Source organism: Collinsella aerofaciens (assembly GCF_039758815.1).
Lineage (GTDB): Bacteria > Actinomycetota > Coriobacteriia > Coriobacteriales > Coriobacteriaceae > Collinsella > Collinsella aerofaciens_BP.
On record NZ_JBDMSK010000001.1, the window covers coordinates 71,445 to 96,688 of the forward strand.

Sequence of the window (25,244 nt, forward strand, 5' to 3'; positions counted from 1 at the left end):
CGCATAAGCGCAAAAGGAGCCCCGCATGGATTGCCCGGTCGCCGCTCGTCCCACCGTTATCGTTATCTCCGACTCGCTCGGTGATACCGCTTGTGAGGTGGTGCTTGCGGCGTCCGGGCAATTTGATGAAGGGGCTTTTCGTGTTTTACGTCTGCCTAAGGTGACCTCGGTGGAGCAGGTCAAGTCGTTTGTGGGCCCGCGAGTCGATGCCGACCATCGTGATATCGCCGTATTCCACACAATTGTCGATCCGGCGCTTCGTGCTCGCGTGCTCGACTACTTGGGCATGCTGCACATTCGCTCGGTCGACCTGATCGGCCCGACGCTTGCCGTGCTGTCGTCGCTTATCGGCGTGCCGCCAAAAGGAGTGGCGGGTGTGATCCATAAGACCGATGACCGGTATTTCCACCGCATCGAGGCCATGGAGTACTTTGTCGAGCACGATGACGGACGTGGTTGCGACGATCTGTCGGGTGCCGATATCGTGCTGCTGGGCGTGTCGCGCACATCCAAGACGCCGCTGTCGATGTATTTGGCCTATCAGGGCTACAAGGTCGCCAACGTTCCGTTGGCGCACGGTATGGAGCCGCCCAAGTCGATTTACGAGGTAGACCCGATGCGGTTGTTTGGCCTGATTTCGACCGTCGACGTTATTTCTGAGATTCGCGATAGCCGCTTGGGCGACGACTATGCCCGTGCCGTCGCCGGCTCCTATGCCGAGCCCGAGAGCGTGCGAAGCGAGCTCGAGGAGGCTCGTGCTCTCATGAAGCGCCTGGGTTGCTTTGTAGTGCGTACCGACGGCAAGGCGATCGAGGAGAGCGCCTCCGAGATCATCGCTCACCTCGATGAGATCCAGGAAGCAAGGGCCCGCCGAGCCGCCCGCCGCGCCCAGCAGCAGTAACTACTGAGTAGCTAATTTGGGACGTGTCTCTATAGTATTGTCAAATCTCCTGGGACGAGCCCGCCCTCCTCGAGTCGCTCGGGAGGCTCGGCGTTGCAGAGACGGCGAGGCCGGACGGGGATTACCTCTTCGTGATGGAGGGGAACCCCGGCGCTGGAGGGCGACGGGGAGGCGCCTCGGGTGCAGCTACACAAGGGGGCCTGTCCACGAGGTCCACGTGCGGGAAGTCAATTAATTTACCGTTCAAAAAGGGGGCAATGTGGGAAAGGGCCAAGCCGACTATTGAAATGACGATAAAGACGAGGCATCCTGATGTATGTCGGAATATAGATAGGACAAAACGTATCATCTATATCGCTTCTATGAAACCCGATGCAAGTTCTTCTCAATCTCGAAATAGATTGAAGGCATTGAGAGGAACTTTATACTACAAAAATCGTAGGTCTGCCACCTAGACAGAAGAAGTGATTTTGTATGCGGAATCTTGCATTTTGAAAACCGGTGCCAACTATGAGGTGTGAGTCGGGCTCGGTAAAGCGCGGGGGAAATGAGATAGGCTGCGCGTCATCAGAGAGTGGCGCGCAGCCTATTGACCTGCTTTCGTATGACGGATGCTTTAGAGGATCCAGGGGCCAAGTGGGTTGCCATCTGCGGAGCAGTCTTGAATCGTTAGGATGGGATTTTGAAAGGGCTGTCTCTCCCTCCACGCCTTCAAGTGATAGGTGCAGACGCGGTCGTAGTGGATTTTTTTGTATGCGCGCGATATCTGTTTTTACAGCCTCCTCTTTGCTGGAATATTTTCCTGGAGCATGTGCAACAGATGTGCATGCGATACCGTCGATCCAGCCAGATTGGGGTCCGAGGTTAAAGCTCGAGATTATTGTCAAGACGCCATTGAGGCCAGCTTGCAACAAATCGTTCTGTATTCGTTCAAATGCTGATTGATTGTTGGTTCCAAGGCCAATCATTCCAATTGCAGAGAGGTATCCGCTATCAGTGAGTTTATCTCCTGCACCTCGAATAACCTTGCTTGTGATGTTGAGGCCATCTGGGCCGCCATCGCCAACGAAGGGGTATGGTACGTCTTCTGGGATTGGGAGCAAAGGAGGATTCACCGTAATGAGTTCATAGCTGCAAGAGCTTTCGATATTGTTTAGTGCGTTGTAGAGACTTCCGGTTAGAACAGTTAAATCTTCGCTAATACCATTGACCAGTGCGTTTAGTTGGCAGATTTCTGAGGCGATTGGATTGATATCTATCGCCGTGACGTGCATTCCAGATTTTGCCAGTATGAGTGCCTGGATGCCTGGTCCAGAGCAGAGGTCTAAGGCATTCTTTCCGGGGGATGGGCTTAGCCGACGAGCGAGCCCAATTGAATCAGAGCCAAAATATAGTAAAGGCGAGGGTGATGGCGCATCGGCAAAAAGCCAGATGCCATGATATCGGATTAGAGATAAACCGGAAAGGGAGGCATTGCCATTGTGCTTGCTTAGCAGCCCGAGTGAGGCTATGGTTTCAACAGTGCCTTTCAGCAGACTTCTTTTTGCCACTTCTGAATCGAGATCAATCTCTCCACCTAGCATCAGGAAGGAGACGATCTCTTGATGCTCCCTGTCAAGTTGATCCCAGATGCGATGCGCGCATTCAAAAGGATCTATAGATATGTCAAGTGTGTCTAAAAAATCTGTTACTCCAAGAGTGTCCAATCTACGGAGTGGATTACTCGAGAGCGAATTTAAAGAGGGTAGCACTTCAATCATGTATATCAGACCCATTTCCGATAAAGGTAGTCTCGAATTTAGTCTCGACAATCAAGTCGGCTGCCAGTTTAGGAGCTAGCTTTGCAAGACAGGCCTGTGCCTCTTTCGAGAGGGCGATGTCTTCGCAAATCTCGCATTGAGAGAGGTAGCTTGAGCGCCCAAATGAAGAAAGGCCTCCGCTCGTGCGCAAGTGCTTCAGCAGCCCTCCTGGTCCTATGTATTGTATGTAATTAAGTAGGAGCAGCTGCAGTTCATTAATGTCATCCGTCAGATTGATTTTGCCAAGATCGAAAAGCCAAGTTCCCTCTGCATTTATTCCGCAGCAGGGTGCAAGATGGCAGTTTGGGGAAATAACGAAGTCTCGGCCGCAGTCGGAACAGTGTGACGCTAAGAGACGTGCCTGCGGTCGCGCATTTTGGTTGAGACTGAGATTTCGTGCGCGCCCAATTCGCGTGATGCCTGAATCCGTGATGAAGCGGGCTGGCGCGCTGGGAGGCTGGGTATTATCGTCGAACTGATGCAGGAGTGGAATGTCTTCATTAAGGTACTTGCACAGGTATGCCGGGCTGATTGTACTGTTGTTATCTCTGCAGACCGCAATGCCGAGAGTTTGAAAGCCCATTGTTTTTGCTGAGTTCCAAAGGTTGCGCACATTCTCGAGGGGTATATATTCCGCATGAAAGTCGTCGCAGCTGATATTGATTTCGTCAAGGCCACATGACTTCAATTCGTTGAGGAACGTTTCTGCGTCTCTTTCGCTTTTTGCCCACCACGCATTCGTTACAATTCGAGTAAAGAGTCCTAAAGAATTCGCATATGCGATGGCCTCGAGAAGGTCATCGCCAAGAAGGGTGCATTCTCCGCCCGTAAACACAACAACACCACTTCCGACGCATACTTCGGCGAAGCTATCGATGAATTGCCGCATTTGGGGAAGAGTAAGCCTGCCACTGTTGTTCGGAGTGCAGCTCATCAGACAATGATCACACACAGCGCCACATTTATATGTTGTTATAAATGTCAGCATTCGAGGTCTGCGGAACAGCACGTGCTGCGAGCTTTCGGAAATCATGCCGCGAGCAAACGGGCGTCGGTGATTACCAAGGTGCCTTCGTTCTCGGAGTAAGTAACTTCGAATTCGACGGAGCGATAATACCCGCGGGCGACCCCATTGGAAGCCCCTTCGGGGTTGATGGTATTGGAGCTGGAATTCTTGATTGCTGTTTTAAGCATGGCTGCTTGCCTCGCTGCACTCAAGCCCTCTTGATCAAATTTCCTGAAAACAGAAGTTTGTTTGTACGATTCCGATAGTTCAACAACATCAGGTTTGTTCATAAAAATAGCTGATCCATAGCCCATTGTGTTGACGTCGTACTTAAGGTTGGCGTTGTTTTGAGCATTCGCGTTTGCGTTTGCCATTCCGTTTGCGTTCAGAATGATGTTTGCGTTCGTTACTGCGTTTGCATTAAGTACAACGTTTACGAGAGGTATCGTTTGCGGCTCAGCTTCGTTGTCCTCGTCATAATATGCAAGTTGGATACGACGATATACTGCGCGTGCAACGGGGACACGCGCCTCCTTTTCGGTTGACTCCACCAGTTCGTACAGAGAGACTTTTCGATTTCCCGCTTTGATTTGGAGGTCTGTAATTCCATATTTCTGGAATACGGCACGAGGCTGAGCTTCGAAATCGCGTCTTGCGTCGGTAGATTGTTCCGCGTCCGCGACCAGTTTTTCAAGGATGCTAAGCTGGGACTGTATTGAGAGTTCGTTTAGGTGGTTCACATTGTCCATAGCGGTGACCTCCAATGTTGAATAGCTGTCTTGAAAGACTACGTCATGCTAGTGTCGGTATCGATTTGATACTACGAACAAATTAGAACTAAATGGATATAGTTTCCATACTAATCAAAACAAACTTGCATTCAAGTTTTTATTTATACTTGATTTAAGGCGGAGTGGAATGTGGGTGCGCAAGGAGACGCGGAATCGATGAGAGCCTCAAAAAAAATTACTGCAGTGTTATCATCTTTCATCCTCTCTATTCTTCCATTTCTGATTCTATGGGCGGCTTGGTCAGTCCTCCCTGATACAATTCCCGCTCATTGGAGTGGGGGTGTGGTTGATCGATGGGGTAATAAGCTTGAATTGCTGGTTGTTCCGCTGTTTTCTCTGATTGGTTCTATTGCAATTTCTGTGTACCTTATTGTTTCCACGCGGCGAAGAGAGTTCGCGGATTTCTCTGTTCGAATGCGACGGGACTTTGTTGCGTGCTATATTTCTAGTCTTCTTTTATCGACAACCTGCTCAGTGATAATTGCCGTTTGGGTTCAGTTGATTCTTACGCAAAACACTGCGGTTGATGGGGGGCTTGGACTATCGATCCTGTATTCCCTTCCCGGGCTATATGTGATCTTGTGCGCTTTGCCGCCTTTTTATGCGAGCGGCGAGAGCAAAAAGGCAGAGCGCCTGATAACAGTTCTTATTGGCGGCGCGGAGATTGTTCTTTGTGGAATAGTGCTTGAAGGTTCGGCTGCCTCATATGCGATGATTGGACTGATGATTCTGTTCTGTGCGTTTGAGATTGTGTCACAGGTAAGGGATAGCCGGTCCTTATGAGTTGAATTACGCGCGTGCGGATATAAAGCGTGGCATGTTAAGCTGGTCGTTTTCTCGTTCTGGGACATTTGCAGTAGGATGAGTGGGACTAGGCGCGCTGCGGTGTGATGGTTGAGACTTGTATCGCTGCAAATCCGCTGATGCACATTTTGCTATTGGGCTTGAAGGTGGGACCGGCAGGCCTTTGTTTGGGTTGTTCTGGTCGTCCAACGCGTGTTGCACGGCTTTATATTGTTACCCTCGTTCGGCGCTCCGTTGGAGCATTTCCGGGTTTGTCGGCATCATGACTTGGCCAAGTGACACGCTTGCCGGGACGGTTGTAACGCCGCGCCGGTTCCGTGTGCTCCTTCGTTGTTGGCCTGTCCAGCCGGGGGCGGATTCGGCCTCATGTTGTGGCGCACGGCCTTCAGGGGCTTCCCCTGGCGAGTTATGTTCGTCCGTATGGGTAAGGGTCGGGTTGAGCTGACAATCCCGTGTCGGAAGGGGCTTGGACCATGCGCGCGATGACAGAGATTGAGTGGCTGGACGGCCGTGTGACGAAGGTGCCGGAGCTCGCCCTGGGCGATGCGTTCGGCGAGAGCGTCCAGGCGGAGCTCGATTTCGGGTTCGACGATGTGTTGGAGGGCCTTTGGGTCGAGGTGCGCCATCATGAGCCGGATGAGGACTCGGACGGCGACCCGCGCGGGAGGGGCTGCGCACTGTACGCGGACTGCCGGTACAGCCTGGTCGAACCGTCGGACCTCGACCGTGTCTTCTGCATCCTTTACGAGGGGCAGCCGAGGGTCTGCCGCGTCGCGGGGGAGCTCGTGAACCTTTTGCGGGCCTGCGCGTTGTCCTGCCTCATGCTCGGATCTCCCTACCCGCCAGGCGCCCTCGAGGCCCTGGCCGCGTGCGCTCGATACCTCTGCGGTCCGGCTTTCACATCCGACCTCGCCGCCCGTGCCCGCGCCGCGGGGGAGCTAGGGCCCCCGCGGCGGCGGTGAACGCGGCCGCTGCGTGGGAATTTGGGATGGGGGCGGGTTCCGAAACGCCTGCGGAGGGGAGAACCCCGTTGGGCGGGGACAATTCGTGATGCTTGATATCGCATTGCAGTATGGAAGCACGGATCATCTTCGCGATGGTCCGACCGGTTGATGGGCTAGGACGCGCATTCAGCAGGGAAGGGGATGGCTTTTAATGCCGCTTTTGGCTTATGCGTGCCGCGCTCCGCGTATGGCCATCCTGCGGTGCTAAAGCATTCTTGAAGTCTGTTAAGTGAATTCGTTTTAATCGCGCACGTGGCCGTTTGCCCATGTCGCATAACAGGATTCACTGTTGATTGCCCGTGTGATGACAGCGTGAGTTTCGGGGGGGTGGCGTGAGCGGAGTCGCCGCGTTGTATAAGTCTGGCCGGCCCGACTGATGTGTCGATCTGTCGGGCCGGCCGAGAATGGTGAAGAGATCTCGCTGTTGAATGAACGAATGTTACAAGCAGCTCTTCAAGACGCTTTGGGCGTTGGCTGGGGCTGCGCAGTCAATCGCATGCAGTGATAGGCGAGGCGATTGCTCGATGAGCCGGCGACTAGTTCTGTGCTGCACTCGTCCCGGTGCCGTCGTTGTCTGCCGAGTACCAGAATGCGTAGGCCGCAACGACGGCATCATAGACGGCTGCGACTACGTTATCCACGACGGCTGCAAAGTTGACCACAACGGGAACGGGGCCGGTTTTGGAATCCATCTTCTCTACTTCTGGGGTCTCATACATGGGAACATCTCCTTAGAATTGTGACAGGACGCTCAGGTCGCCTAGATCATCGTCGATCAGGTCGATATAGAGGTCGCCGTCCATATTGATGTCTGCAATCAACGATGAGATCTCTTCCATCTCGTCAATCGAGTGCATACAATTGGCCAACGCGGTAACAACGGGCTTATCCCAAACGGTTGCCATTCCGGCATCGTAGTATTCCTGAAGGCTGTGTTTGCGAACGTTTCCGATGATGAGAGGTATATAGGGGGATGCGACGATATCGCCATTGGCGTGGATGGCCACTTGGTCAAATTGCATTTGCAGTTGAGGGAATCTGACCAAGTGGTCGATGGGGTCGCCCCACTCAAGCATGAAATAGCCTCGATAGTCCGGATCGTATCGAAGGTCATTGATCGTGTTGACTAGCCGACGGTATTGATTATTCGAAGGGCGAATCGTGCGGTTTCTTCGGGCTCTACCGAGGAGCATGAGCGGCTGAACTCTAAGGTCAATTCGGCCAGTTCTACCCGACGATTTCAGCTTGTCTCGAAGCATCGTGCAAACTGGTTTGAAATCGTCGACATTGAACGATGTCGGACAAAAGGCAATTGAAAGGTGCAGTGAGGTTTCGTTCAGCGTGATATCGATGGCGTCGAGCACCCGGTCGTATAATCCCGAGAGTCCTCGCATATGTTCGTGAGAATCGCGTAGGCCATCGAGGCTAAACTGTATGCCGTTTAAACCGGCGCGTTCGAGCTCATGCAAAGTATTTGAGTTTGCGAGCAGACCGTTTGACACGAGGTTGCATTTGACGCCAGATGCGCTGAGCCGCCGCAAGGACTCGATGACAAGATCCTTTCGCAGGAGGGTCTCGCCTCCGCAGAAGCAGAAGCTAAAGGGGTGCATTTGACAAATCGAGTCGACGAGTTCGAGGACTTCGTTGTCGGATAATTCGTTCGCGACGACATCGTTTTCTCCACTGTTGTTGAAGCAGTGTAGACAACGAAGGTTGCATTTGTTTGTAATGTCGAGCGCAACGCTGTGGGGCGCTCCGATTATTGCCGGCATGCTCATTATTGCTTCTTATCGAGCGGGCGAACAAACAGCTTGACGTCGCCCGAGTCGAGCTCATTGGGCAGGGTGCCGACTAAGGAAAAGCCAAGGCGCTGGTCGGAATGGTCAAGTTGTTCGGCGATTGGGGTGGAATCAGGCGCGTCAATTCTGAGCGCGCGGTAGGCTTTGGGAGCGGAAGATCCGTAGTATTCCGCAAGGCGGTCGAGCACACCGGCAAGCAGCGTGGAGCTGCATGAGATAAATTTGATGATGACGCTGCGGCCGGCGGGATTAGTGGCCGGCTCGCATATTATCAATCCATTAATTTCTCCGGACTGGCTCGTGAGTAGAAAATAATCATGGGTAAAGGAAAAGAGCCTTTGGCGAAGAACCAGAAAGTTCTCCAATTCGGGCTCAACGTCGAACTCAGAGAAATAGATCCTATTGCCATTTTTGGACTGTTTTGCAGAGAGGGATTTTGCAGCCGCCTCTTCGATTTCAGCAAACCTGCTCGCGTCCGCGAGAATAAGCAGCTCGTCGGGATTCACCGATGTTAGGTAATCGGAGCCGAAAGGGTCGTTCATATATCTCCCTTCTTTCTTCCAAACGATAAGACAGTTTACGGTCAGGCTATGCAGGGTTTGGGCCAGGTCATGCGCTAGCGTCTCGCGCGGTTGATCTGGGTATTTTTCTTGGAACAGACGGAGAATTTTGGGCAAATCGCAGGTGCCGTCGCATAAGTCAAGAATCTCTTTAGCGACCCTGTTGAGGATCGTATAGATTTGTTTCCCATCTGAGCTTAGGACGCTCAGGCGGTTATTTGGTTCACTGCGAAGGTAGCTTGGGTCGAGGGGGATAGGGATGACTCCAGGCAATGATGAGATTTGCGCGCTCCAAACATTCACGGATTCCATTGATCTCCTTTGGTTGTGGCCTATCTTCCTCGAATAGCAACTCGTTCGATAAAATATCACAAATCGAAACGATATATAAAAGAATATATTTATATCGATATACAATATTAGGTTAAAAAAGTTTTGATGGTTGTCGATAGGGCTGGTATTGAAGGAGTGGACTGGAGTGATGGCGATGTCGGACGTTGTGGTTTCAATGGTGGGGTCATGCCTGCTGCTGTTGTTCGGAATAATGATATATCGAGGCAAGCTCACGGGATTGCTTGCCGGAATGTCATTGCTATCGGGAGAGCGTTTAGAGGAGGCAAAGCGGACGGCCGAGTCTCTAGGCGCAAACCGAGTGGTGGGGGCGTCTATAGTTTTCTCCGCAATATGCCTTTTTCTCTCGTCCCTTTTTCCGGACAAAAGGGCTATTCTCGGTCTGATGGTGGCTGCTGTTATAATCGCCGCGCTTGCCTATGCAAATAGGGGGCTTATTCGTATGTATATAAAGGTGAAATGGAATCCTGGGCACTGCAACCCGAGATAATGTCTTGAGCAAGGATTAACAACAAGGGATATATGGGAGCGATTAAGCGGCGAGCAAATTCAGTTTTGGATAAAAGGCCGCTTGATGGGAGCTGGCATGTTTAAGAAGGCGGTTCACGAGTTGTTTCGGTGTAAAGGGTCACGGCTTTTCGTGATTCTCATGCTGGTGAATTTTGCTCTCTCGTGCGTCATGCCCGCCTTAAACGGTGGGTTTGTAGACTTTCTCGTGACGAATAGGGATCCATCTCGCGTCGTGTGGTTTGCGGCCTTTGTTGCGGGCATAGGGATATCGGCCTCCTTCATGTCGTATGCGATGGGTGTGAACGTATCGCGCGTCATCTTGGAGATGACGACGAGACTGATGGGGACCACGTGTGAGTCGTTTGAACGGGGGCCCCTGGAAAAGGGGGAGCAGGCGGATCCATCCTATACAACGCAGAGGGTGTATGCGGATTCGAATGCGGTGTCATCGTTTGTCGTGAACAACTTCCTGACGATCGGGCTTAACATCGTTCTGGTTGTGTTGATATGCATCATCCTGTTTTCGATTAATCCGGTGTTCCTGGTGTTAAGTGCATGTTCGCTTGTTGCGTACTTCATTTTATTCAGGGCGTTGAAAAAGCCGTTGTACAACAGTTCGCTTGCGAACAAGGAGGGTTTGAGTAAGCTTTTCGCGTCCGTGAGCGGCGAGCTGTCGCAGTTGTTTGACATTAAGTGCGATGGCGCATATAACCAGAGCGCTCGGACGCTCAAAGGGGTATTCGAGGGGTACTACCCGATTTACATGAAAGCAAGTAGGGTCTCGAATCTGGCCACATCAAGCGACGGCCTGATCTCGTCTGTGTTTCGGGGGGCACTGCTCGTGATCTCCGGGATGGAAATATTGAGCGGAAGAATGAGCTTAGGCGAGTTCACAATGGTGAACTCGTATTACTCGATGGCGTTCGGATGCTTCAAGTATTTTTTGAATTATTTCAAATCGTATCAGGACGCAAGGGCCTCGTTCGACCGATTGGGGGCTCTGACGGAGGACGCCGAGGACCGCGGCACCCTCACGGTTGGGCACGTGGAGAGCATATCGTTGTCCAACATCGCGTACCGATACGCGGGAAAGCCCTACTTATACCGCGACCTCTCCGTGGAGGTGGAGGAAGGAAAAACCTATGCCATTACCGGGCCGAACGGATGCGGAAAAAGCACGTTTCTGAAGGTGCTCCTTGGACTATATTCTGCTGGGGGACATCGGGCTTTGGGGTCGGTGCCATATGAAGAGCTCGATATGGAGACGATCCGACGGGACCTGTTTGCGGTGTGCCCGCAAAAGCTCTTTATTCCGAACGAAACGGTGGAGAATTACCTTGAGAGGACGTCGATTCGGGGATCGAGCGAAAACCTCCGAGAGCTTGTGCCGAGTTTCTATCGAACCGTCGAATCGTTAAAAGGCAAGAATTGTAGAGACCTTTCTGGTGGAGAGTATCGAAAGCTAAGGATATTCGCAGCACTTCGCAGGCAGCCGGAAGTGCTTGTGTTCGATGAACCAACGAACGATTTAGATGAAGAAAGCCGTCGGGAGTTCACGGAGTATATTCATCGAAATCCCTTCGATCAGCTAATTCTTGTTGTAAGCCATGATCAGGATTTGATTTCAGCATGCGATAGGAAGCTGGATTTGGATTTCGATCCGAAAAATGGGCAATGCTGATGGGAAACGCTTAGAGTTCGGGCTTGCGCGTCATGGAGTAATCTTTCCTCTTATCGAAAATCGTTACAATATAAGAAAAACAGTAAGCAAGAAGAAATGGCTCGGGGAAGAGCTCGCTGCTGTCAGTGATATTGGGTCTATATCCAGATAACACGGAAGGGGCCGTCCTCTACAACGGGGTATCACAGCGTCGCATCGACCGATACGCATTGCGGCGGTGCCGAGTTGGCATTACGGAGCAAGAGCCCCCTATTGTTGGGGGGACGATCCTCGATAATCTTACGCTGCTTTCTGATGATTTCGAGGCCGACAAACTGAATCGGATGCTTGCCATATTGGGGTTAGACAAAATGATTGCCGCTGCGGAGAACGGGGCGGCAGCGATGCTTGGCAGCAAGAAAGGAGGGGTGTCCGGCGGGGAGAAGCAGAACATCGCAATTGTGCGGCAGATGTTGAAATCGCCGGACGTCATGTTGTTTCTTGAGTCAACTTCAGCGCTTGATGCGAAGAGCCGGAGCGCGCTAATTAAATTGCTTCATGAGGTTAAGAGAGACCATATTGTAATTGTTGTCACTCATGACGAAGAGATGCTTGCGGCTTGCGACGAGGTCATTCCGATGCCCGGATGCTTATCGGGACGTGGCGTTGAAGGCCCAGAAGATCGAAATGGTGTGGGTGTTGGGTAAGTCCCTACGCGTACGACGTTGGGTTTCTGATCTTCATCGTCCTGCAAAGAAGGCTTTGTAACACGTTTCCCCTGGGAGGCCCCTTTTGTCCGTAGTGGCAAAGAGGGGCTTTTTCGTTTCCCTCTTGCGGCGGAGGGGGACACCATGCGCCTATACAGGACGACCTGCGCGCTTTCGTCGGATGACGGGCTATGTGTCGAGATGGGGGTCTCGGGTGGAGGCCGCGTCGCGGTCGCGGTCGGCCAGCGACCATCGGTACGGCTCAATCGTATTACCAGAACTAGTAAGGAGCCGCCCTTTCGGACGACTCAAACTGTAATGGGGCTTTTTTAGCTACCCCGGCCGTTACTCCGCCAAAGCATTCGCGCTATCTGCCGGGGTGGCTAAAATAGCCCCGTCCCAAATTAGCTACTCTGACCAAAATCCCTGGGACAAATACTTCTGATAGATTTTGTCTTTCTTGGCTATTGCGTAGTTTAAGAGATTCCATTCCAATAATTACAGCTTTTTGCTAAAGCGCTTTAGCAGTTTATACCGCTTTTGACCTGCGACTACGTTGTACTGGTATCTTCATAAGGTAACCACCTTTACCTACCGTTTACCGCCAGTTTTAGCACGTTTACCAAACCGCGCAGCCTCTGCTCAAGCCCGCCCAAAACCCGCCGTATAGTTCCCTCACGGTCCGCATCCGGCGGGTCGATTCGTTACCACGGTCGTGTGTGCGAACACATAGAAGGGGAAGTATCGTGAGCGATTGCAAGAGGGTTTACCGTTTTGGAACCGACGCCCAGGGCACTTGTGTCACCGAGGGCGACAAGTCTATGAACTTTGTGCTTGGCGGCAAGGGCGCTAACCTTGCCGAGATGAGCCGTATCGGCCTGCCGGTCCCCGGTGGCTTTACCATTACCTGCCAGACCTGCGTTGAGTACTCCGGTGCCGGCAATGTTTGGCCTGCCGGCGCGCTTGACGAGATCGTTGCCGCCGAGGCCGACCTCGAAGCCCGCTGCGGCAAGAAGCTCGGAGATGCCAACGATCCGCTGCTCGTCTCGGTGCGCTCTGGCGCTCCGTTCTCCATGCCCGGCATGATGGACACGGTCCTCAATCTGGGCCTCAACGACGATTCCGTCCTGGGCCTCATCGCCCAGACGCAGAACCCGCGCTTTGCTTGGGACAGCTATCGCCGCTTTATCCAGATGTTCTCCAACGTCGTCATGGGCGTCGACGCCGACCTGTTCGAGAACGCCCTGACCCAGGCCCGCCTGGTTGCCGGCGTCCGCGTCGATTCCGAGCTTTCGGCCGAGGACCTGCAGGAGCTCGTCGAGACCTTCAAGGGCATCTTCTCCGCCAACGTCGAGGCCGCCCTGTACCCCGAGCTCGAGGTCGCCGATGGTAAGCCCGTCTTTCCGCACGATCCGGAGCTCCAGCTGCGCCTTGCCATTCAGGCCGTCTTTGGCAGCTGGATGAACGAGCGCGCCTGCATCTACCGCAAGCAGCACGGCATTTCCGACGACCTTGGCACCGCCGTCAACGTCCAGGCTATGGCCTTTGGCAATAAGGGCGAGACCTCGGCGACCGGTGTCGCCTTTACGCGCAACCCGGCCGACGGCACCAAGGAGTTCTACGGCGACTTTCTGGTCAACGCCCAGGGCGAGGACGTCGTCGCCGGCATCCGCAACACCGAGCCCATCGCCGACCTCAAGGCCACCCCGGGCCTCGAGTCTGCAGGTGAGGAGCTCGAGCGCGTGTTCCTGACGCTCGAGGACCATTACCGCGATATGTGCGATATCGAGTTCACCATCGAGCAGGGTAAGCTCTGGATGCTCCAGACCCGCGTGGGCAAGCGTACCGCAACCGCCGCTCTACGCATCGCTATCGAGATGGTCGAGGAGGGCCTCATCACCTGTGAGGAGGCCGTGAGCCGCATCGACCCCGCGCAGCTCGACCAGCTCCTGCACCCGCAGTTCGACTCCTCCAAGAAGTACGAGGCGCTCGCATGCGGCCTTAACGCCAGTCCCGGTGCCGCCGTGGGCGAGGTCGTGTTCTCGAGCGATGATGCCGTCGCGCGTTCTGCCGAGGGCCATAAGGTCATTCTAGTCCGCTGGGAGACCAACCCCGACGACCTGAAGGGTATGGTCGCCGCCGAGGGTATCTTGACGAGCCATGGTGGCAAGACAAGCCACGCCGCCGTTATCGCCCGTGGCATGGGTACTCCCTGTGTCTGCGGTGTCGAGCGTTTCCATATCGACGCTGCCGAGAAGGTCGTTCGTATCGAGGACAGCGATCGCGTGCTGCACGAGGGCGACATCATCTCCATCGACGGCACCCGGGGTATCGTCGTCGATGGCGCTGTCGATTTGGTCTCCGCTGAGCTCACCGGCGACCTGGACACCATCCTGTCCTGGGCCGACGATATCCGTCTGGACGAGACCGACGGTCACGCCAACCACGTGCGCGTCAACGCCGACAACCCCGAGGATGCCGAGCTCGCGCTCGAGTTTGGCGCCGAGGCCATCGGTCTGTGCCGTACCGAGCACATGTTCCTGGGCGATCGCAAGAACATTATCCAGAGCTTCATCCTGTCCGACGACGAGGCTGTGAAGCAGCAGGCCCTGGCCGATCTGCTCAAGGTTCAGACTGAGGACTTCTTGGCGATGTTCAAGACCATGTCCGGTCGCGATGTGGTCGTTCGCCTGCTCGATCCGCCGCTTCATGAGTTCCTGGATAATCCTCGCGAGCTCGAGGTCGCCATCACCAAGAAGGAAGCCGCTGGCGCCAGCGAGGAAGAGCTTGCCGTCCTGCGCACCCGCCTGCGTCGTATCGACGGCATGGTCGAGTCGAACCCCATGCTCGGCCTGCGCGGTGTGCGCCTGTCAGTCGTCTTCGGTGACCTGCCGCTCATGCAGGTCCGTGCCGTGGCAACGGCTGCCGCTCGCCTTATCAAGGAAGGCGTCGACCCGCGCCCCGAGATCATGGTTCCGCTCGTTTCCATCACGGCCGAGCATGTCCAGACCCGCGAGGTCATCGAGCGCGTGATCGCCGAGGTTTCCGCCGAGGAGGGCGTCGAGCTCAACATTCCCGTGGGCACGATGCTCGAGCTGCCGCGCGCCTGCATGGTCGCTGACGAGATCGCCCATCACGCCGACTTCTTCTGCTTTGGCACCAACGATCTCACCCAGACGACCTTCGGCTTCTCCCGCGACGATGCCGAGGCCAAGTTCATTCCGCTGTACATGCACAAGAAGATCTTGAAGGACAACCCCTTCGAGACTATCGACTCGGCGGTGCTGGAGCTCGTGCGCATGGCCGTCGAGAAGGGTCGTGCCACCAACCCCGGCATGCACTTTGGCGTGTGCGGTGAGCACGGCGGCGACCCCAAGTCCATCAAGGCCCTGTTTAACGCGGCCGACGTGGACTACGTGTCCTGCTCGCCCTATCGCGTGCCCCTCGCGCGTCTGGCGGCCGCTCAGGCCAAGCTCGAGGCCAGGCGTTCCGCTTAACTGAGTCGCGTTCCATTTGCGCCTTTTACGCCCCCCTTCGCGCCGTCGCGCCCCTGTGGACGCGGCGGCGTTTTACGTTGGTTCAATACATTGGCAACTGACGGGAGGACTGCGATGAAAAACCTCACCAGGTATTTGCAACGAGCGCGTCGGGGAGCACAGATGGCCCTGTGCTGGGTGGTCGTTGCGGTCACGGCGCTTTGCGGGATGCTGACAGCCGGTTTTGCCCTCCAGGATGATTCGCGCGACGAGCTCTATGGCGACGTGGTCAACCCGCTCACCATTACGGTCAACGATCGCGACTGCACGTTTGTAGATATCGATGACGGCAAGCTCGAGGGCCGTACCTCGATGTATGACAACGTCTCGTTCTACACGGCCGCCGTCAAAAAGGTGCTGCCCAACTGGGCATCGCTTGCCTATAACATCCTTGGCTATGGCGGAGGCGACGACTCCAAGGACTTTTTGTACTGGGACCACGCCGGCAAGGGCTTTGAGAAGGATTTTGGTAAGGGTCACTACATCTATCTCTATGATGCGCTTTCGGGCGGCAACGGTGAGCATTCCGATGGTGCCGACAAATCGAAGCAGAGTGGTCTGACATCTGCAAAAAGCCTCAATGCGGTCTACGAGCGCTTGACCGACGATATCGCCGGCTGTATCGGTCACAAGCTGAAGGGCTCCGATTTCCGTAAAAACGTGCCGCTCGACGGACTGTCGAAAGACACGACTGAGCAGGACGTCATCTATGCCACCATTGCTTGTGTCGACAAGCTCGGCGGCACCTATCAGTACGATTTCAATGGCTTTGGCATCGCGTTCTATAACTTTAGAGTTCAGCAGCTCAACAGCGTGAACAAGCTTAACTGTGCGCCCGAGGACGCGCCGGGCTATTCCTTTGTCGATTCTAAGACTGAGCAGGAGCTCGTTACCTCGGCACTTAACGTCGGCTATGAGGACGCCTCGCAGAGCATCACGCTCGCCCGCGGTACCGAGGAGACGGTCGGCACGAGCACTTCTGAATCCGCATCGTATTCCAAAGGCGGCTCGTGGGGCGCATCGGTGAGCCTCAAGGAGTCGCTGGGCGTGCCCGCAACAGCGAGCGAGGAGATCGAGACTTCGTTTTCGGCCGAAACCACGATGTCCCAGTTGTGGGAGGCGAGCAAGACCGAGGAACAGTCGATCACCACGACGGACAATCAGTCGGTTACCGTCAATATGACGATCCCGGCGCACACGCAGGTCAATAGCAAGCAGACGAGTTCTACCACGACGCTGTCCGAGGACTATGACCAGCCGGTGGGCGTGACGTTCGACGTGATTATCTTTAACATGAACGGCGAGTGCTACGACGACAACGCCGCCGTGCAGGAGTTCCATACCGCCGGTTATGACCAGCGCTCGTTCTACACCACCTTTGGCGATCAGTCGAACGACGGCGTGCAGAACCTGTTCCTGCGCTCAATCGCCCATCGTGGCGACGACGGCTACGATACCACCGCCGGAAACGTCACGAGCTGGTCGCATCGCACCAACAACCACATGGTGCGCGCCATCGATTGGAATTCGGTCCTGGCCGATCGCGAGGTGCCTTCGCGCAACGGTGGCGCCCCGCGCACGTGCAACGTGCTCAATGACATGGCCGCGACCTATCCCATGTCCATTACGGGTTCCAATCTGTCGTTTGAGTCGGTGACGGTCGATACGCAGTTGGGCACGCCGCAGCCCATTAAGCCCATCTCCAAGATTCTCGTGTCGCTGCAGACCGATAAGACCCGAAGGCTTACGGTGGGAGGGGAAGACCCCATCTCTTCCTATCGCGTGCGCGCAAGGGACGAGGACGATGTTGACTACTACGGCTTTGTGAAGTCGTCGGGCGACTGGCGCGTGGTGGACAAGAAGGGCAAGGAGTGCAAGTCCGACGTCATCGAGATCCAGACCGACCCTGTCACCCACGAGCAAGTCGTGGTGGGTAAAAAGGCCGGCACCGCCTACGTAAAGTACTTTATCCCCGAGGACACCTATGTGGACGTGAACGGGCATGTCTCGACCAATGACGAGATCGACGCCGCGGCCTACAAATATAAGGTAAGCGACGTGGCGCCCGAGCCGTTTAACGGCAGTATCAAACTCGAGGGCTCGGCACAGGCCGTCGTCGGCGTCGAGGAAAATCTCAACGGCATCGAAGGCCTGACGGCTACGGTCTATGACACGACGGGCAAGGAAGTCGATAGAGTCTGCAGCTGGGAGGCCCAGGAGCTCGAGAGCAAGGGCATTTCGGTCGCGACAGACGGCACGATGACCATCTCGCAACCGGGCACCTTCCATGTTCGCGCCTTTATTGATGGCGTGTATTCCGATTGGGCCGAGGTCGTCGCCGCGCCCGCACCGGTCGACCCGATGACGACCGTGGTCGAGACACCGGTGAGCGTTACGTCCGTTTCTTCGGGGGATTCTTCGGCAACGACGGATAGCACGCCCCCTGCCCAGGGAGAGCAGGCCGTTTCCGATGCGAACGCGGCCGAGTCTGCTCCGGCGAGCGACGATGCCGCTGCAGTGACTGGCGACACCGCGCCCACCGCCGCGAAGGATGCCTCGCCGATTCCTACGGGCCTCGTTACCGTTTTGACCGATATCTGCCGCTACGGCATCGATCACGGCCTCATCAGCACATCAAACAAGGAAGAGATGACCAAGCAGGACTTCGACATCTTAGGCATCCTGTACCTGATGGCGGACAGCCAGGACCTGGTGCCCCAAGACGCCGAGGACGCGATGAGTGAATGGGTCCATGACAACTATAATGACGACGAGCTTGCCACCTGGAAGCATCATGCGCTTTCGGTGTTGCTCGAATACGGCTATATTGCGCCCGGAACGACCGTGACGACGCCGACGACTGATGCTGCGGCCGGCGCATAAGTGCAGAAAGAGTGCGTGTTTTTGTCTTTTTGCGCACGGGCAAAATAGTTCTTGCAGCCAAGGTTGTGGCGTGTATACTCGAATACGTTTGTTCAACTACGTGCCGGCCAAGGTGGTACGGCACCTCTAGAAGAGTAAGGAATTGCACATGGATTACATCCGCGCAATCGAGCGTCAGCAGATCCGCGAGGACATCCCGCAGGTCCGCGTTGCCGACAACGTCAAGGTCCACTACCGCATTAAGGAAGGCGACCGCGAGCGCATCCAGGTTTTCCAGGGTGACGTCATCCGCATGGCCGGCGCCGGTGCCCGTGAGACCTTCACCGTCCGCAAGATTTCCTTCGGTGTCGGTGTTGAGCGTACCTTCCCGCTTCACAGCCCCAAGATCGCCAAGCTCGAGGTCGTCCGTCATGGTCGCGTCCGTCGCGCCAAGCTGTACTACCTCCGCGACAAGGTGGGCAAGGCTGCTCGCATCCCCGAGAAGCGCTAAGAAGATCGCAGCGTCTGTCCACTCGTTTGGACAAAAGGGTCACCTTCGGGTGGCCCTTCTTTTTATCTGATTTGCATGCAAGGAGGCCCCGATATGGCCAACATGACGAGTTCGGTTTCGGCATCGCAGGTTGCCGGCGAGCTGGCGAGCGCCACGTTTGAGGAGATCCCCGCCCTCGTGGAGCATTATCGTGAGGATCCGCGCCAGCAAGTGATCAAGGCTTGCGAGCGCGCTCTTAAGCGCCATGCCAAGGAACTTGCCGAGCGCGAGCGCGTCAACGGCATGTACGAGCTGATGCACGAGCTCGGTGGGGATGGCGTGGTCGTTGGTGTCGACGAGGTGGGTCGCGGCTCGGTGGCCGGTCCTTTGACGGTGTGCGCCGTGTGCCTTCCCATGGAACCGCGCGTCTGGGGCATCAATGATTCCAAAAAGCTCACGCCGGCGCGCCGCGAGCTGCTCTCGGTGAAGATTGCCGAGGTCGCGACGGCGATTGGTTTTTGCCATATTGCGCCTGCGGATATCGATGATATGGGCATGGCCCGCGCCATCCGCGCTGCCGTCGCGGGCGCCGTGGCCGATACGGGGCTCGAGCCCGATTGCGTGCTTATGGACGGTAACCCCTTGGGCGCCGTTCCCAACGAGCGCGACGTGGTGAAGGGCGATGCCAAAATCGCCTGTATCGCCGCGGCGTCCATCATGGCCAAGGTCACGCGTGACGAGATGATGGTCGAGTACGACGCCGAGTATCCCGAGTATCATTTGGCCGAGTCGAAGGGCTACGCAAGCCCCGAGCACATCGAGGCCATTCGCAAACATGGACTTTGTCCGCTGCATCGTGTGAGCTTTTGCGGAAACTTTCTGCAGACTGAGCGTCTTTTCTAGGTCAATTGTGGAGACAGGGACCTCTGGCGTTTTATAAACCTGCTGGTAGCGGGCCGTGTGCAACGTGAGTGTTGCGTACGGTCCGTTTTTTGTCGGCATTTGGTCAGCTATTGGTTTGCTTCCGGTACTTACCCGCATGAAAGGTGCCCTCATCATCGGGGCAATGCAGTGTGCGGGAAAGGAGACCCCATGTGTGCCGCAAGCAAAAAGAGCAAGACGCAGCAACTCAAGGAGCGCTGGGAAGACGGCGAGCTCGACTGCGGGGCGATTACGCCCGAGTTTATCAAGGGGCTCAGTCCCCGCGAGCTCGGCATGCTGGGCGAGCTGATCACCATCGATTACTTTAACGAGCGTGGATACACCTTGTTGGAGCAGGGCTATCGTTGCATTGAGGGTGAAGCCGATCTGGTGCTGCTCGATGAGCTCGACGATGTCGTTGTGATGGCCGAGGTCAAGACGAGACGCGTCGCCCTGGATTGCACCACGCGGGTCTTTCCCGAGGAGGCCGTGGACGCCCAAAAGCAGCGTCGGTATCGCCGTATCGCAAGTTGCTATCTCATGGAGCACTATCCGCTCAGGTCGATTCGCTTCGATGCCGTGGGCGTCACCATCCGCGGCGGGCATGTCGCCGAGATCGAGCACCAGTACAATGCGTTCGATTGGCAGGTGTCGTGATGGCGTTCGAGACGTTTGCCGTGCATGCGGCCTGCATCCGCGGCGTTGAGGCAATTCACGTCACGGTCGAGGTCTCGCTTGCTGGCGGCGTTCCGGGCATTCAGATGCTCGGCATCCCGAGTATGGAGGTGATGGAGTCGCGCGGGCGTATCCGGTGCGCCATGCGCTCGGCCGGCTTCGAGATCCCTCGGTCTGGCATTACCGTCAACCTGGCACCTGGCGATATCCGCAAAACTGGCAGCGGTTTTGACCTGCCGATTGCCATCGCGGTTCTGGCGGCCGATGGGCAGATTCCCCGTGACAACCTCGATCGCTGCCTTATTGCAGGTGAGCTTGGTCTGGACGGCACGGTGTTGCCCGTCAAGGGCGAGGTTGCGTTTCAGCTGTTGGCGCGCGATATGGGGCTTTCCTTTATCGCCGGCAGGTCCGATCAGCATGTCCCGCTTGCGGGCGTTGACTGCGGGTTTATCGATCACCTATCTCAGCTTGCCCATGGCATGGGGGATGCCGCACGGCATTACCTGGATTCTGAAGTGCTCGAGACGACTTTTGAGCCCGAGCTCGATTATGCCGACGTTCTGGGGCAGGAGGTCGCCAAACGTGGCATGGTGCTTGCGGCCGCCGGCGAGCTCGGATTGCTCATGATCGGCTCGCCCGGTTCGGGCAAGACGATGCTCGCGCGCCGTATGACCGGCATCCTGCCCGAGCTTTCTCTCGAGGATCAGCAGGAGGCGCTGTGTATCCATTCGGTCTTGGGCGAGAATATCGATGGACTGCTTGCGGGGCATCGCCCCTTCCGCAGTCCGCATCACAGCATTTCGACCGCGGGACTCATCGGCGGCGGGCGTCCGGTGCATCCGGGCGAAATTAGCCTTGCTCATGGCGGCGTGCTCTTTTTGGACGAGCTCGCCGAGTTTCCCACCGGCGTGCTGCAGACGCTGCGTCAGCCCATCGAACGCGGTTACGTAAGGATCGTTCGCGTTGACGGGGCCTTTACGTTCCCGTCGCGCTTTCAGCTGCTGGCTGCGAGCAATCCCTGCCCCTGCGGGTTTTTGGGTGATCGTGAAGTGCCGTGTCGCTGTTCCGCGGCGATGGTCGAGCGCTATCGGGGCAAGTTGCGCGGTCCTTTGGCCGATCGTATCGACATGATGATCGACGTGACCCGCCCCGATCCCCAGGTGATCATTGAGGGCGCGGAGGGTATGTCATCGGCCGAGCTGCGCGATTACGTCGTGCGTGGGCGCGCCTTTCGCGCCTGGCGTGAATCCCGTATGGACGATGCGGACACCGAGGCCGAGGAAGATGAGTCGCAGTCCATTGACGGCGTCGTTTCGACCTTTGGGCTTGATGAGGCTGCCGAGAAATGCGTGCTCGGCCTGTCGAAGCGCACACATCTCACGGGGCGCGGCATCGTGCGCCTGGTACGCATCGCACGCACGATCGCCGATGTTGCCGAAAGCGAACGGGTATCGCAGGATCACGTGCTCGAGGCGGCGATGTACCAAGGAAGGAGGGACCAATGATGGCCGAGGGGACCTTTGAGCTGCATCCAGGTGATGCGTTGTTTCCCGAGACCGTTTTGGAGCTCCCGGATGTACCCCAGACGCTCTATGTGCGCGGTAACGCCGAGGTGCTTTCGACGCCTGCGCTATCCATCATCGGTGCACGCAAGGCATCGCCGTACGGTCTTGCCGTGGCAGAACTTGCGGCCAAGGTGGCGGTCGAGGCGGGAGTGACGGTGGTCTCGGGCGGTGCGGTCGGCTGCGACCAGGCGTCGGGTTGGGCTGCGGTCAACGCCGGGGGCAAACACATCGTGGTACTGGGGACCGGCGCCGATGTTGTCTATCCGCGGTCGAGTGCCGGCCTCATCACACGCACAATCGATACGGGCGGCGCGGTCGTTTCTATTTCGCCGTGGGGTATGGGACCGCGTAAGTTCGCCTTTCCGCGGCGTAATCGCGTAATCGCTGCCTTGTCGCAGGCGCTCTTTATTTCTGAGGCGGGCATGCCCTCGGGTACGTTCTCCACGGCGGAGGCCGCTATGGACCTGGGACGAGAGCTCCTTGCGGTGCCGGGCTCCATTCTTTCGCCCGAGTCGCGCGGGACCAACTATCTCATCGCTAACGGAGCCTGCTGCATCATCGACGAGGAATCAATCGAGATGGCCATCTCGCGCATCTACGGCACGCTGCGCTACTCGCGTCCCGATGCATCTGGCATCGCCGATCTGGACCCCACGCAGCAGGCCGTGATGCACGCGCTCATCGCCTCGCCGCTCAAGGTCGACGACATTGCCGCACTCGTCCCGCTTGATGCTGTCGGCGTGCTCAAACTCTTGGGCTCGCTCGAGCTCGAGGGTCTTATCGAGCGCATGATGGATGGAAGGTATGCGCCCTCAAAGTTTGCGCTTCACGCCCAGACGCCCTTCGGTCACAATGGAAAGCGTGTCAATTAGAAAGGTGTTTGCAGATGCAGTTCGATCAGGTGACGGTTATCGGTGGCGGTCTGGCGGGTTCGGAATGTGCGATCCGACTGGCAGATCGCGGGTTTGCCGTAAAGCTGTGCGAGATGCGCCCCCAGGTGAGCTCTCCGGCCCACCATACCGATCACTTGGCCGAGCTCGTCTGCTCAAATTCGTTTAAGTCGACCCGTCCGGATTCCGCTGCTGGCCTGCTTAAGGCCGAGCTCGAGCGCATGGGCTCGGTGCTGCTCGATTGTGCCCATCGTGCGGCCGTTCCCGCTGGCGGTGCCCTGGCGGTCGACCGCGTCAAGTTTTCCGAGCTTGTCGAGGCCGAGGTTGCCGCTCGACCCAATATCGAGGTCGTGCACGGCGAGGTCACGCAGATTCCCGAGGGCCACGTGGTCATTGCCGCGGGCCCGCTGTGTTCTCCGGCATTGAGCGAAGAGGTCATGAAGCTCGTCGGTGGCGACGCCTTGGCGTTCTTTGACGCTGCCGCGCCAATCGTCGATGCCTCCACGCTCGATATGGACGTGCTGTTTTCGCAGTCGCGCTATGAGGAGCAGGGGAGCGGCGACTATCTCAATGCTCCGCTCAACAAGGAGGAGTACGAGGCCTTTATTGAGGCACTCACCACCGCCGATCGCGTGGTGCTCAAGGACTTTGAGGGTGGTGACCTGTTCCAGGCCTGTCAGCCTGCCGAGGAAGTCGCCCGTACTGGCAAGGATGCCATCCGCTTTGGCGCCATGAAGCCCGTCGGCCTCACCGACCCGCGTACCGGACGTCGCCCTTGGGCGGCGATTCAGCTGCGCGCCGAGAACAAGGAAAAGACCGCCTATAACCTGGTGGGCTTCCAGACAAATCTGACTTTTGGCGAGCAGAAGCGTGTCTTCCACATGGTTCCCGGTCTGGAGAATGCCGAGTTCTTCCGTTATGGCGTCATGCACCGCAATACCTTTGTCGATGCGCCGCACGTTCTTGACGGCACCTTTGCCGTGCCTGGTACGAACGTGCGCCTTGCCGGTCAGATCACCGGCACCGAAGGCTATATGGAGGCCGTGGCGACCGGTCTGCTCGCTGCACTCAATACCTATGCCGAGGCAATCGAGGCGGAGCCTGTTGAGTTACCGCGAGTGGGCGCCCTGGGTGCGCTCGTGGGCTATGCGACCGATCCGGCAACCGTGGGCTACCAGCCCATGCATGTCAATTTTGGCCTGGTGCCGCCGCTCGAGGACGGCAAGCGCCGCAGTAAACGCGACCGCTACCAGGCTTATGCGGATCGCGCGCTCGAGGCCCTCGATGCCTACTTGGCCACGCGTTCCGACTTGTTTGGGGGCGACCGGTCATAGCCTTTGACCTGTACGATACCGTCGACTCGTTTATCGCCTACATCGCACGTGTCGAGGGGCTCTCTCCCAATACGGTGACTGCCTATGGATCGCGGTTGGAGCGCTTTGCTGCCTGGTGCGAGCGTACGGGTGTCGATGCGCGTACGGCCGATGTGCGTACCGTCCGCGCGTATTTGGCCGAGTTTTCGCGCGAGCAGGTGGCGCCTCGCACCATTGCCGCGCATTTGTCGGCTATTCGGTCGCTCTATCGTTGGATGGCTGCCGAGGGGATTGTCGAGGGCGATGCGGTCTCGGCGATCGCGTCGCCCAAGCTGCCGCGCGACCTGCCCGGTGTGCTGACGACCCAACAGGTCGAGGCGCTGCTCAAGACGCCTGATACTTCGACGCCCGTGGGACTGCGCGATGCGGCGATGCTCGAGCTGCTCTATGCCTCGGGTGCCCGCATCTCGGAGCTTGCCGCGCTTAACGTGGAATCTATCGCTTGGTCGGAGCGCGTGGTTCGCCTTTGGGGCAAGGGGAGCAAGGAGCGCATCGTTCCTCTGTATCGTCGCGCACTTGAGGCGACGCGCACCTATGTCGAGGAGGGGAGACCGGTGCTGCTCGCCCAGGCAAAGCACCGCGACGCCGCAGCCGGTCTGCATCCGCTGTTTATTTCTGCGCGCGGTAATCGCATGAGTGCCGCTATGCTCAGGCGACAGTTCCATATGCTGGCGACGTGCGCCGGCATTCCGGCCGACATCGCGCCTCATGCGATGCGTCATACGTTTGCGACCGATCTACTTGAGGGCGGCGCGGATCTGCGTTCGGTTCAAGAGCTGCTGGGGCATGCGAGCCTGTCCACGACGCAGATCTACACGCATCTTACGCCCGATCGGCTTAAGCGCGCCGTGACCCAGGCCCATCCCCGGGGCGAGTAGGCTGGGCGGCTCGCGTTGCGCTTAGGTGTGTGGTTTTGATTGCGGGTTGGCAGGAAGAGGTAATCCTGCTATCATTCATCGGGTTGCTTCACGGCAACAGGTTTTTATCACGCACGCGCGGCTACTTCATACCGTGGTGCCCGGGCTTTGGTAGCACATGTC

Annotated in this window: 20 protein-coding genes and 1 pseudogene; 15 read left to right on the forward strand and 6 right to left on the reverse strand. The window is 56.8% G+C overall.

The window, feature by feature from the left end; genetic code table 11:
* Positions 1-25 precede the first annotated feature (25 nt).
* Positions 26-901 (forward strand): pyruvate, water dikinase regulatory protein, encoded by an 876-nt coding sequence (locus tag ABHT90_RS00305; protein ID WP_346981238.1) that lies wholly within the window; start codon positions 26-28, stop codon positions 899-901.
* A gap of 422 nt (positions 902-1,323) precedes the next feature.
* Here ABHT90_RS00305 and ABHT90_RS00310 read toward each other — a convergent pair whose 3' ends face one another.
* The 3 genes from ABHT90_RS00310 to ABHT90_RS00320 are packed head-to-tail and all read right to left on the reverse strand — an operon-like array spanning position 1,324 to position 4,455.
* Positions 1,324-2,661 carry a methyltransferase gene (locus tag ABHT90_RS00310; protein WP_346981239.1) on the reverse strand — a complete coding sequence of 446 codons (1,338 nt, stop codon included), beginning with the start codon at positions 2,659-2,661 and terminating at the stop codon, positions 1,324-1,326.
* Complete coding sequence (locus ABHT90_RS00315; RefSeq protein ID WP_346981240.1) at positions 2,654-3,733, reverse strand: radical SAM protein; 1,080 nt, start codon at positions 3,731-3,733, stop codon at positions 2,654-2,656. The genes ABHT90_RS00310 and ABHT90_RS00315 overlap by 8 nt, the downstream gene beginning before the upstream one ends.
* Positions 3,730-4,455: a DUF5969 family protein gene (locus ABHT90_RS00320; RefSeq protein WP_195235072.1), complete on the reverse strand. Its 726-nt coding sequence runs from the start codon at positions 4,453-4,455 to the stop codon at positions 3,730-3,732. Before ABHT90_RS00320 ends, ABHT90_RS00315 begins: the two co-directional genes overlap by 4 nt.
* A gap of 198 nt (positions 4,456-4,653) precedes the next feature.
* On the opposite strand from ABHT90_RS00320, the gene ABHT90_RS00325 reads away from it, so the two are divergent.
* Positions 4,654-5,280, forward strand: a complete 627-nt coding sequence (locus ABHT90_RS00325; RefSeq protein ID WP_055287380.1) for a DUF1648 domain-containing protein — start codon at positions 4,654-4,656, stop codon at positions 5,278-5,280.
* Positions 5,281-5,774: 494 nt separating this feature from the next.
* Positions 5,775-6,263: a hypothetical protein gene (locus ABHT90_RS00330; protein ID WP_217750713.1), complete on the forward strand. Its 489-nt coding sequence runs from the start codon at positions 5,775-5,777 to the stop codon at positions 6,261-6,263.
* A 578-nt stretch (positions 6,264-6,841) separates the two neighbouring features.
* Here the strand turns inward: ABHT90_RS00330 and ABHT90_RS00335 are convergent.
* From ABHT90_RS00335 to ABHT90_RS00345, 3 genes are read right to left on the reverse strand one after another with little or no spacing between them, the layout of a single operon-like run.
* Positions 6,842-7,024, reverse strand: coding sequence for a hypothetical protein (locus tag ABHT90_RS00335; protein ID WP_195233559.1), 183 nt, complete (start codon positions 7,022-7,024; stop codon positions 6,842-6,844).
* A 12-nt stretch (positions 7,025-7,036) separates the two neighbouring features.
* Complete coding sequence (locus ABHT90_RS00340; protein ID WP_346981241.1) at positions 7,037-8,083, reverse strand: radical SAM/SPASM domain-containing protein; 1,047 nt, start codon at positions 8,081-8,083, stop codon at positions 7,037-7,039.
* The gene (locus tag ABHT90_RS00345; RefSeq protein ID WP_270225118.1) at positions 8,083-8,976 is read right to left on the reverse strand and encodes a PqqD family protein; all 894 of its coding nucleotides are present in this window, start codon (positions 8,974-8,976) and stop codon (positions 8,083-8,085) included. The genes ABHT90_RS00340 and ABHT90_RS00345 overlap by 1 nt, the downstream gene beginning before the upstream one ends.
* 148 nt (positions 8,977-9,124) lie before the next feature.
* On the opposite strand from ABHT90_RS00345, the gene ABHT90_RS00350 reads away from it, so the two are divergent.
* The 12 genes and pseudogenes from ABHT90_RS00350 to ABHT90_RS00405 all read left to right on the forward strand — a co-directional run bounded on the left by ABHT90_RS00350 (position 9,125) and on the right by ABHT90_RS00405 (position 25,082).
* On the forward strand, positions 9,125-9,505 hold the full coding sequence (locus tag ABHT90_RS00350) for a hypothetical protein (RefSeq protein WP_346981242.1): 381 nt from the start codon (positions 9,125-9,127) through the stop codon (positions 9,503-9,505).
* A gap of 96 nt (positions 9,506-9,601) precedes the next feature.
* A complete protein-coding gene (locus tag ABHT90_RS00355; RefSeq protein WP_346981243.1) occupies positions 9,602-11,206 on the forward strand; it encodes an ATP-binding cassette domain-containing protein in 1,605 nt (534 codons plus the stop codon).
* Between the two features lie 104 nt (positions 11,207-11,310).
* A pseudogene (locus ABHT90_RS00360) lies at positions 11,311-11,892 on the forward strand (ATP-binding cassette domain-containing protein); the annotation flags it as partial.
* Between the two features lie 746 nt (positions 11,893-12,638).
* Entirely contained in the window at positions 12,639-15,389 is a 2,751-nt protein-coding gene (gene ppdK, locus ABHT90_RS00365) for a pyruvate, phosphate dikinase (RefSeq protein ID WP_346981244.1), read from the forward strand.
* 162 nt (positions 15,390-15,551) lie between these two features.
* Positions 15,552-18,311 (forward strand): hypothetical protein, encoded by a 2,760-nt coding sequence (locus ABHT90_RS00370; RefSeq protein WP_346981245.1) that lies wholly within the window; start codon positions 15,552-15,554, stop codon positions 18,309-18,311.
* A gap of 148 nt (positions 18,312-18,459) precedes the next feature.
* Positions 18,460-18,801 (forward strand): 50S ribosomal protein L19, encoded by a 342-nt coding sequence (gene rplS, locus ABHT90_RS00375; protein ID WP_117583231.1) that lies wholly within the window; start codon positions 18,460-18,462, stop codon positions 18,799-18,801.
* A 93-nt stretch (positions 18,802-18,894) separates the two neighbouring features.
* Positions 18,895-19,683: a ribonuclease HII gene (gene rnhB, locus ABHT90_RS00380; RefSeq protein WP_117583230.1), complete on the forward strand. Its 789-nt coding sequence runs from the start codon at positions 18,895-18,897 to the stop codon at positions 19,681-19,683.
* A 189-nt stretch (positions 19,684-19,872) separates the two neighbouring features.
* Positions 19,873-20,358, forward strand: a complete 486-nt coding sequence (locus ABHT90_RS00385) for a YraN family protein (protein WP_346981246.1) — start codon at positions 19,873-19,875, stop codon at positions 20,356-20,358.
* On the forward strand, positions 20,358-21,881 hold the full coding sequence (locus tag ABHT90_RS00390; RefSeq protein ID WP_346981247.1) for a YifB family Mg chelatase-like AAA ATPase: 1,524 nt from the start codon (positions 20,358-20,360) through the stop codon (positions 21,879-21,881). The genes ABHT90_RS00385 and ABHT90_RS00390 overlap by 1 nt, the downstream gene beginning before the upstream one ends.
* Positions 21,878-22,813, forward strand: coding sequence for a DNA-processing protein DprA (locus tag ABHT90_RS00395; RefSeq protein WP_346981248.1), 936 nt, complete (start codon positions 21,878-21,880; stop codon positions 22,811-22,813). The genes ABHT90_RS00390 and ABHT90_RS00395 overlap by 4 nt, the downstream gene beginning before the upstream one ends.
* A 14-nt stretch (positions 22,814-22,827) precedes the next feature.
* On the forward strand, positions 22,828-24,165 hold the full coding sequence (trmFO, locus tag ABHT90_RS00400) for a methylenetetrahydrofolate--tRNA-(uracil(54)-C(5))-methyltransferase (FADH(2)-oxidizing) TrmFO (protein ID WP_346981249.1): 1,338 nt from the start codon (positions 22,828-22,830) through the stop codon (positions 24,163-24,165).
* Positions 24,166-24,173: 8 nt separating this feature from the next.
* Positions 24,174-25,082 carry a tyrosine recombinase gene (locus ABHT90_RS00405; RefSeq protein WP_346981379.1) on the forward strand — a complete coding sequence of 303 codons (909 nt, stop codon included), beginning with the start codon at positions 24,174-24,176 and terminating at the stop codon, positions 25,080-25,082.
* Positions 25,083-25,244 lie beyond the last annotated feature (162 nt).

Excerpts from the sequence above, each read along its gene's own strand:
- rplS (WP_117583231.1), top strand. The coding sequence starts at position 18,460 with ATGGATTACATCCGCGCAATCGAGCGTCAGCAGATCCGCGAGGACATC.
- ABHT90_RS00370 (WP_346981245.1), top strand. The coding sequence starts at position 15,552 with ATGGCCCTGTGCTGGGTGGTCGTTGCGGTCACGGCGCTTTGCGGGATG.
- ABHT90_RS00345 (WP_270225118.1), bottom strand. The coding sequence starts at position 8,976 with ATGGAATCCGTGAATGTTTGGAGCGCGCAAATCTCATCATTGCCTGGA.
- ABHT90_RS00330 (WP_217750713.1), top strand. The coding sequence starts at position 5,775 with ATGCGCGCGATGACAGAGATTGAGTGGCTGGACGGCCGTGTGACGAAG.
- ABHT90_RS00390 (WP_346981247.1), top strand. The coding sequence starts at position 20,358 with ATGGCGTTCGAGACGTTTGCCGTGCATGCGGCCTGCATCCGCGGCGTT.
- ABHT90_RS00320 (WP_195235072.1), bottom strand. The coding sequence starts at position 4,455 with ATGGACAATGTGAACCACCTAAACGAACTCTCAATACAGTCCCAGCTT.
- ABHT90_RS00310 (WP_346981239.1), bottom strand. The coding sequence starts at position 2,661 with ATGATTGAAGTGCTACCCTCTTTAAATTCGCTCTCGAGTAATCCACTC.
- trmFO (WP_346981249.1), top strand. The coding sequence starts at position 22,828 with ATGCAGTTCGATCAGGTGACGGTTATCGGTGGCGGTCTGGCGGGTTCG.
- ABHT90_RS00395 (WP_346981248.1), top strand. The coding sequence starts at position 21,878 with ATGATGGCCGAGGGGACCTTTGAGCTGCATCCAGGTGATGCGTTGTTT.
- ABHT90_RS00325 (WP_055287380.1), top strand. The coding sequence starts at position 4,654 with ATGAGAGCCTCAAAAAAAATTACTGCAGTGTTATCATCTTTCATCCTC.
- ABHT90_RS00335 (WP_195233559.1), bottom strand. The coding sequence starts at position 7,024 with ATGTATGAGACCCCAGAAGTAGAGAAGATGGATTCCAAAACCGGCCCC.
- ABHT90_RS00305 (WP_346981238.1), top strand. The coding sequence starts at position 26 with ATGGATTGCCCGGTCGCCGCTCGTCCCACCGTTATCGTTATCTCCGAC.
- ABHT90_RS00385 (WP_346981246.1), top strand. The coding sequence starts at position 19,873 with ATGTGTGCCGCAAGCAAAAAGAGCAAGACGCAGCAACTCAAGGAGCGC.
- ABHT90_RS00340 (WP_346981241.1), bottom strand. The coding sequence starts at position 8,083 with ATGAGCATGCCGGCAATAATCGGAGCGCCCCACAGCGTTGCGCTCGAC.
- ABHT90_RS00355 (WP_346981243.1), top strand. The coding sequence starts at position 9,602 with ATGTTTAAGAAGGCGGTTCACGAGTTGTTTCGGTGTAAAGGGTCACGG.
- rnhB (WP_117583230.1), top strand. The coding sequence starts at position 18,895 with ATGGCCAACATGACGAGTTCGGTTTCGGCATCGCAGGTTGCCGGCGAG.
- ABHT90_RS00315 (WP_346981240.1), bottom strand. The coding sequence starts at position 3,733 with ATGATTTCCGAAAGCTCGCAGCACGTGCTGTTCCGCAGACCTCGAATG.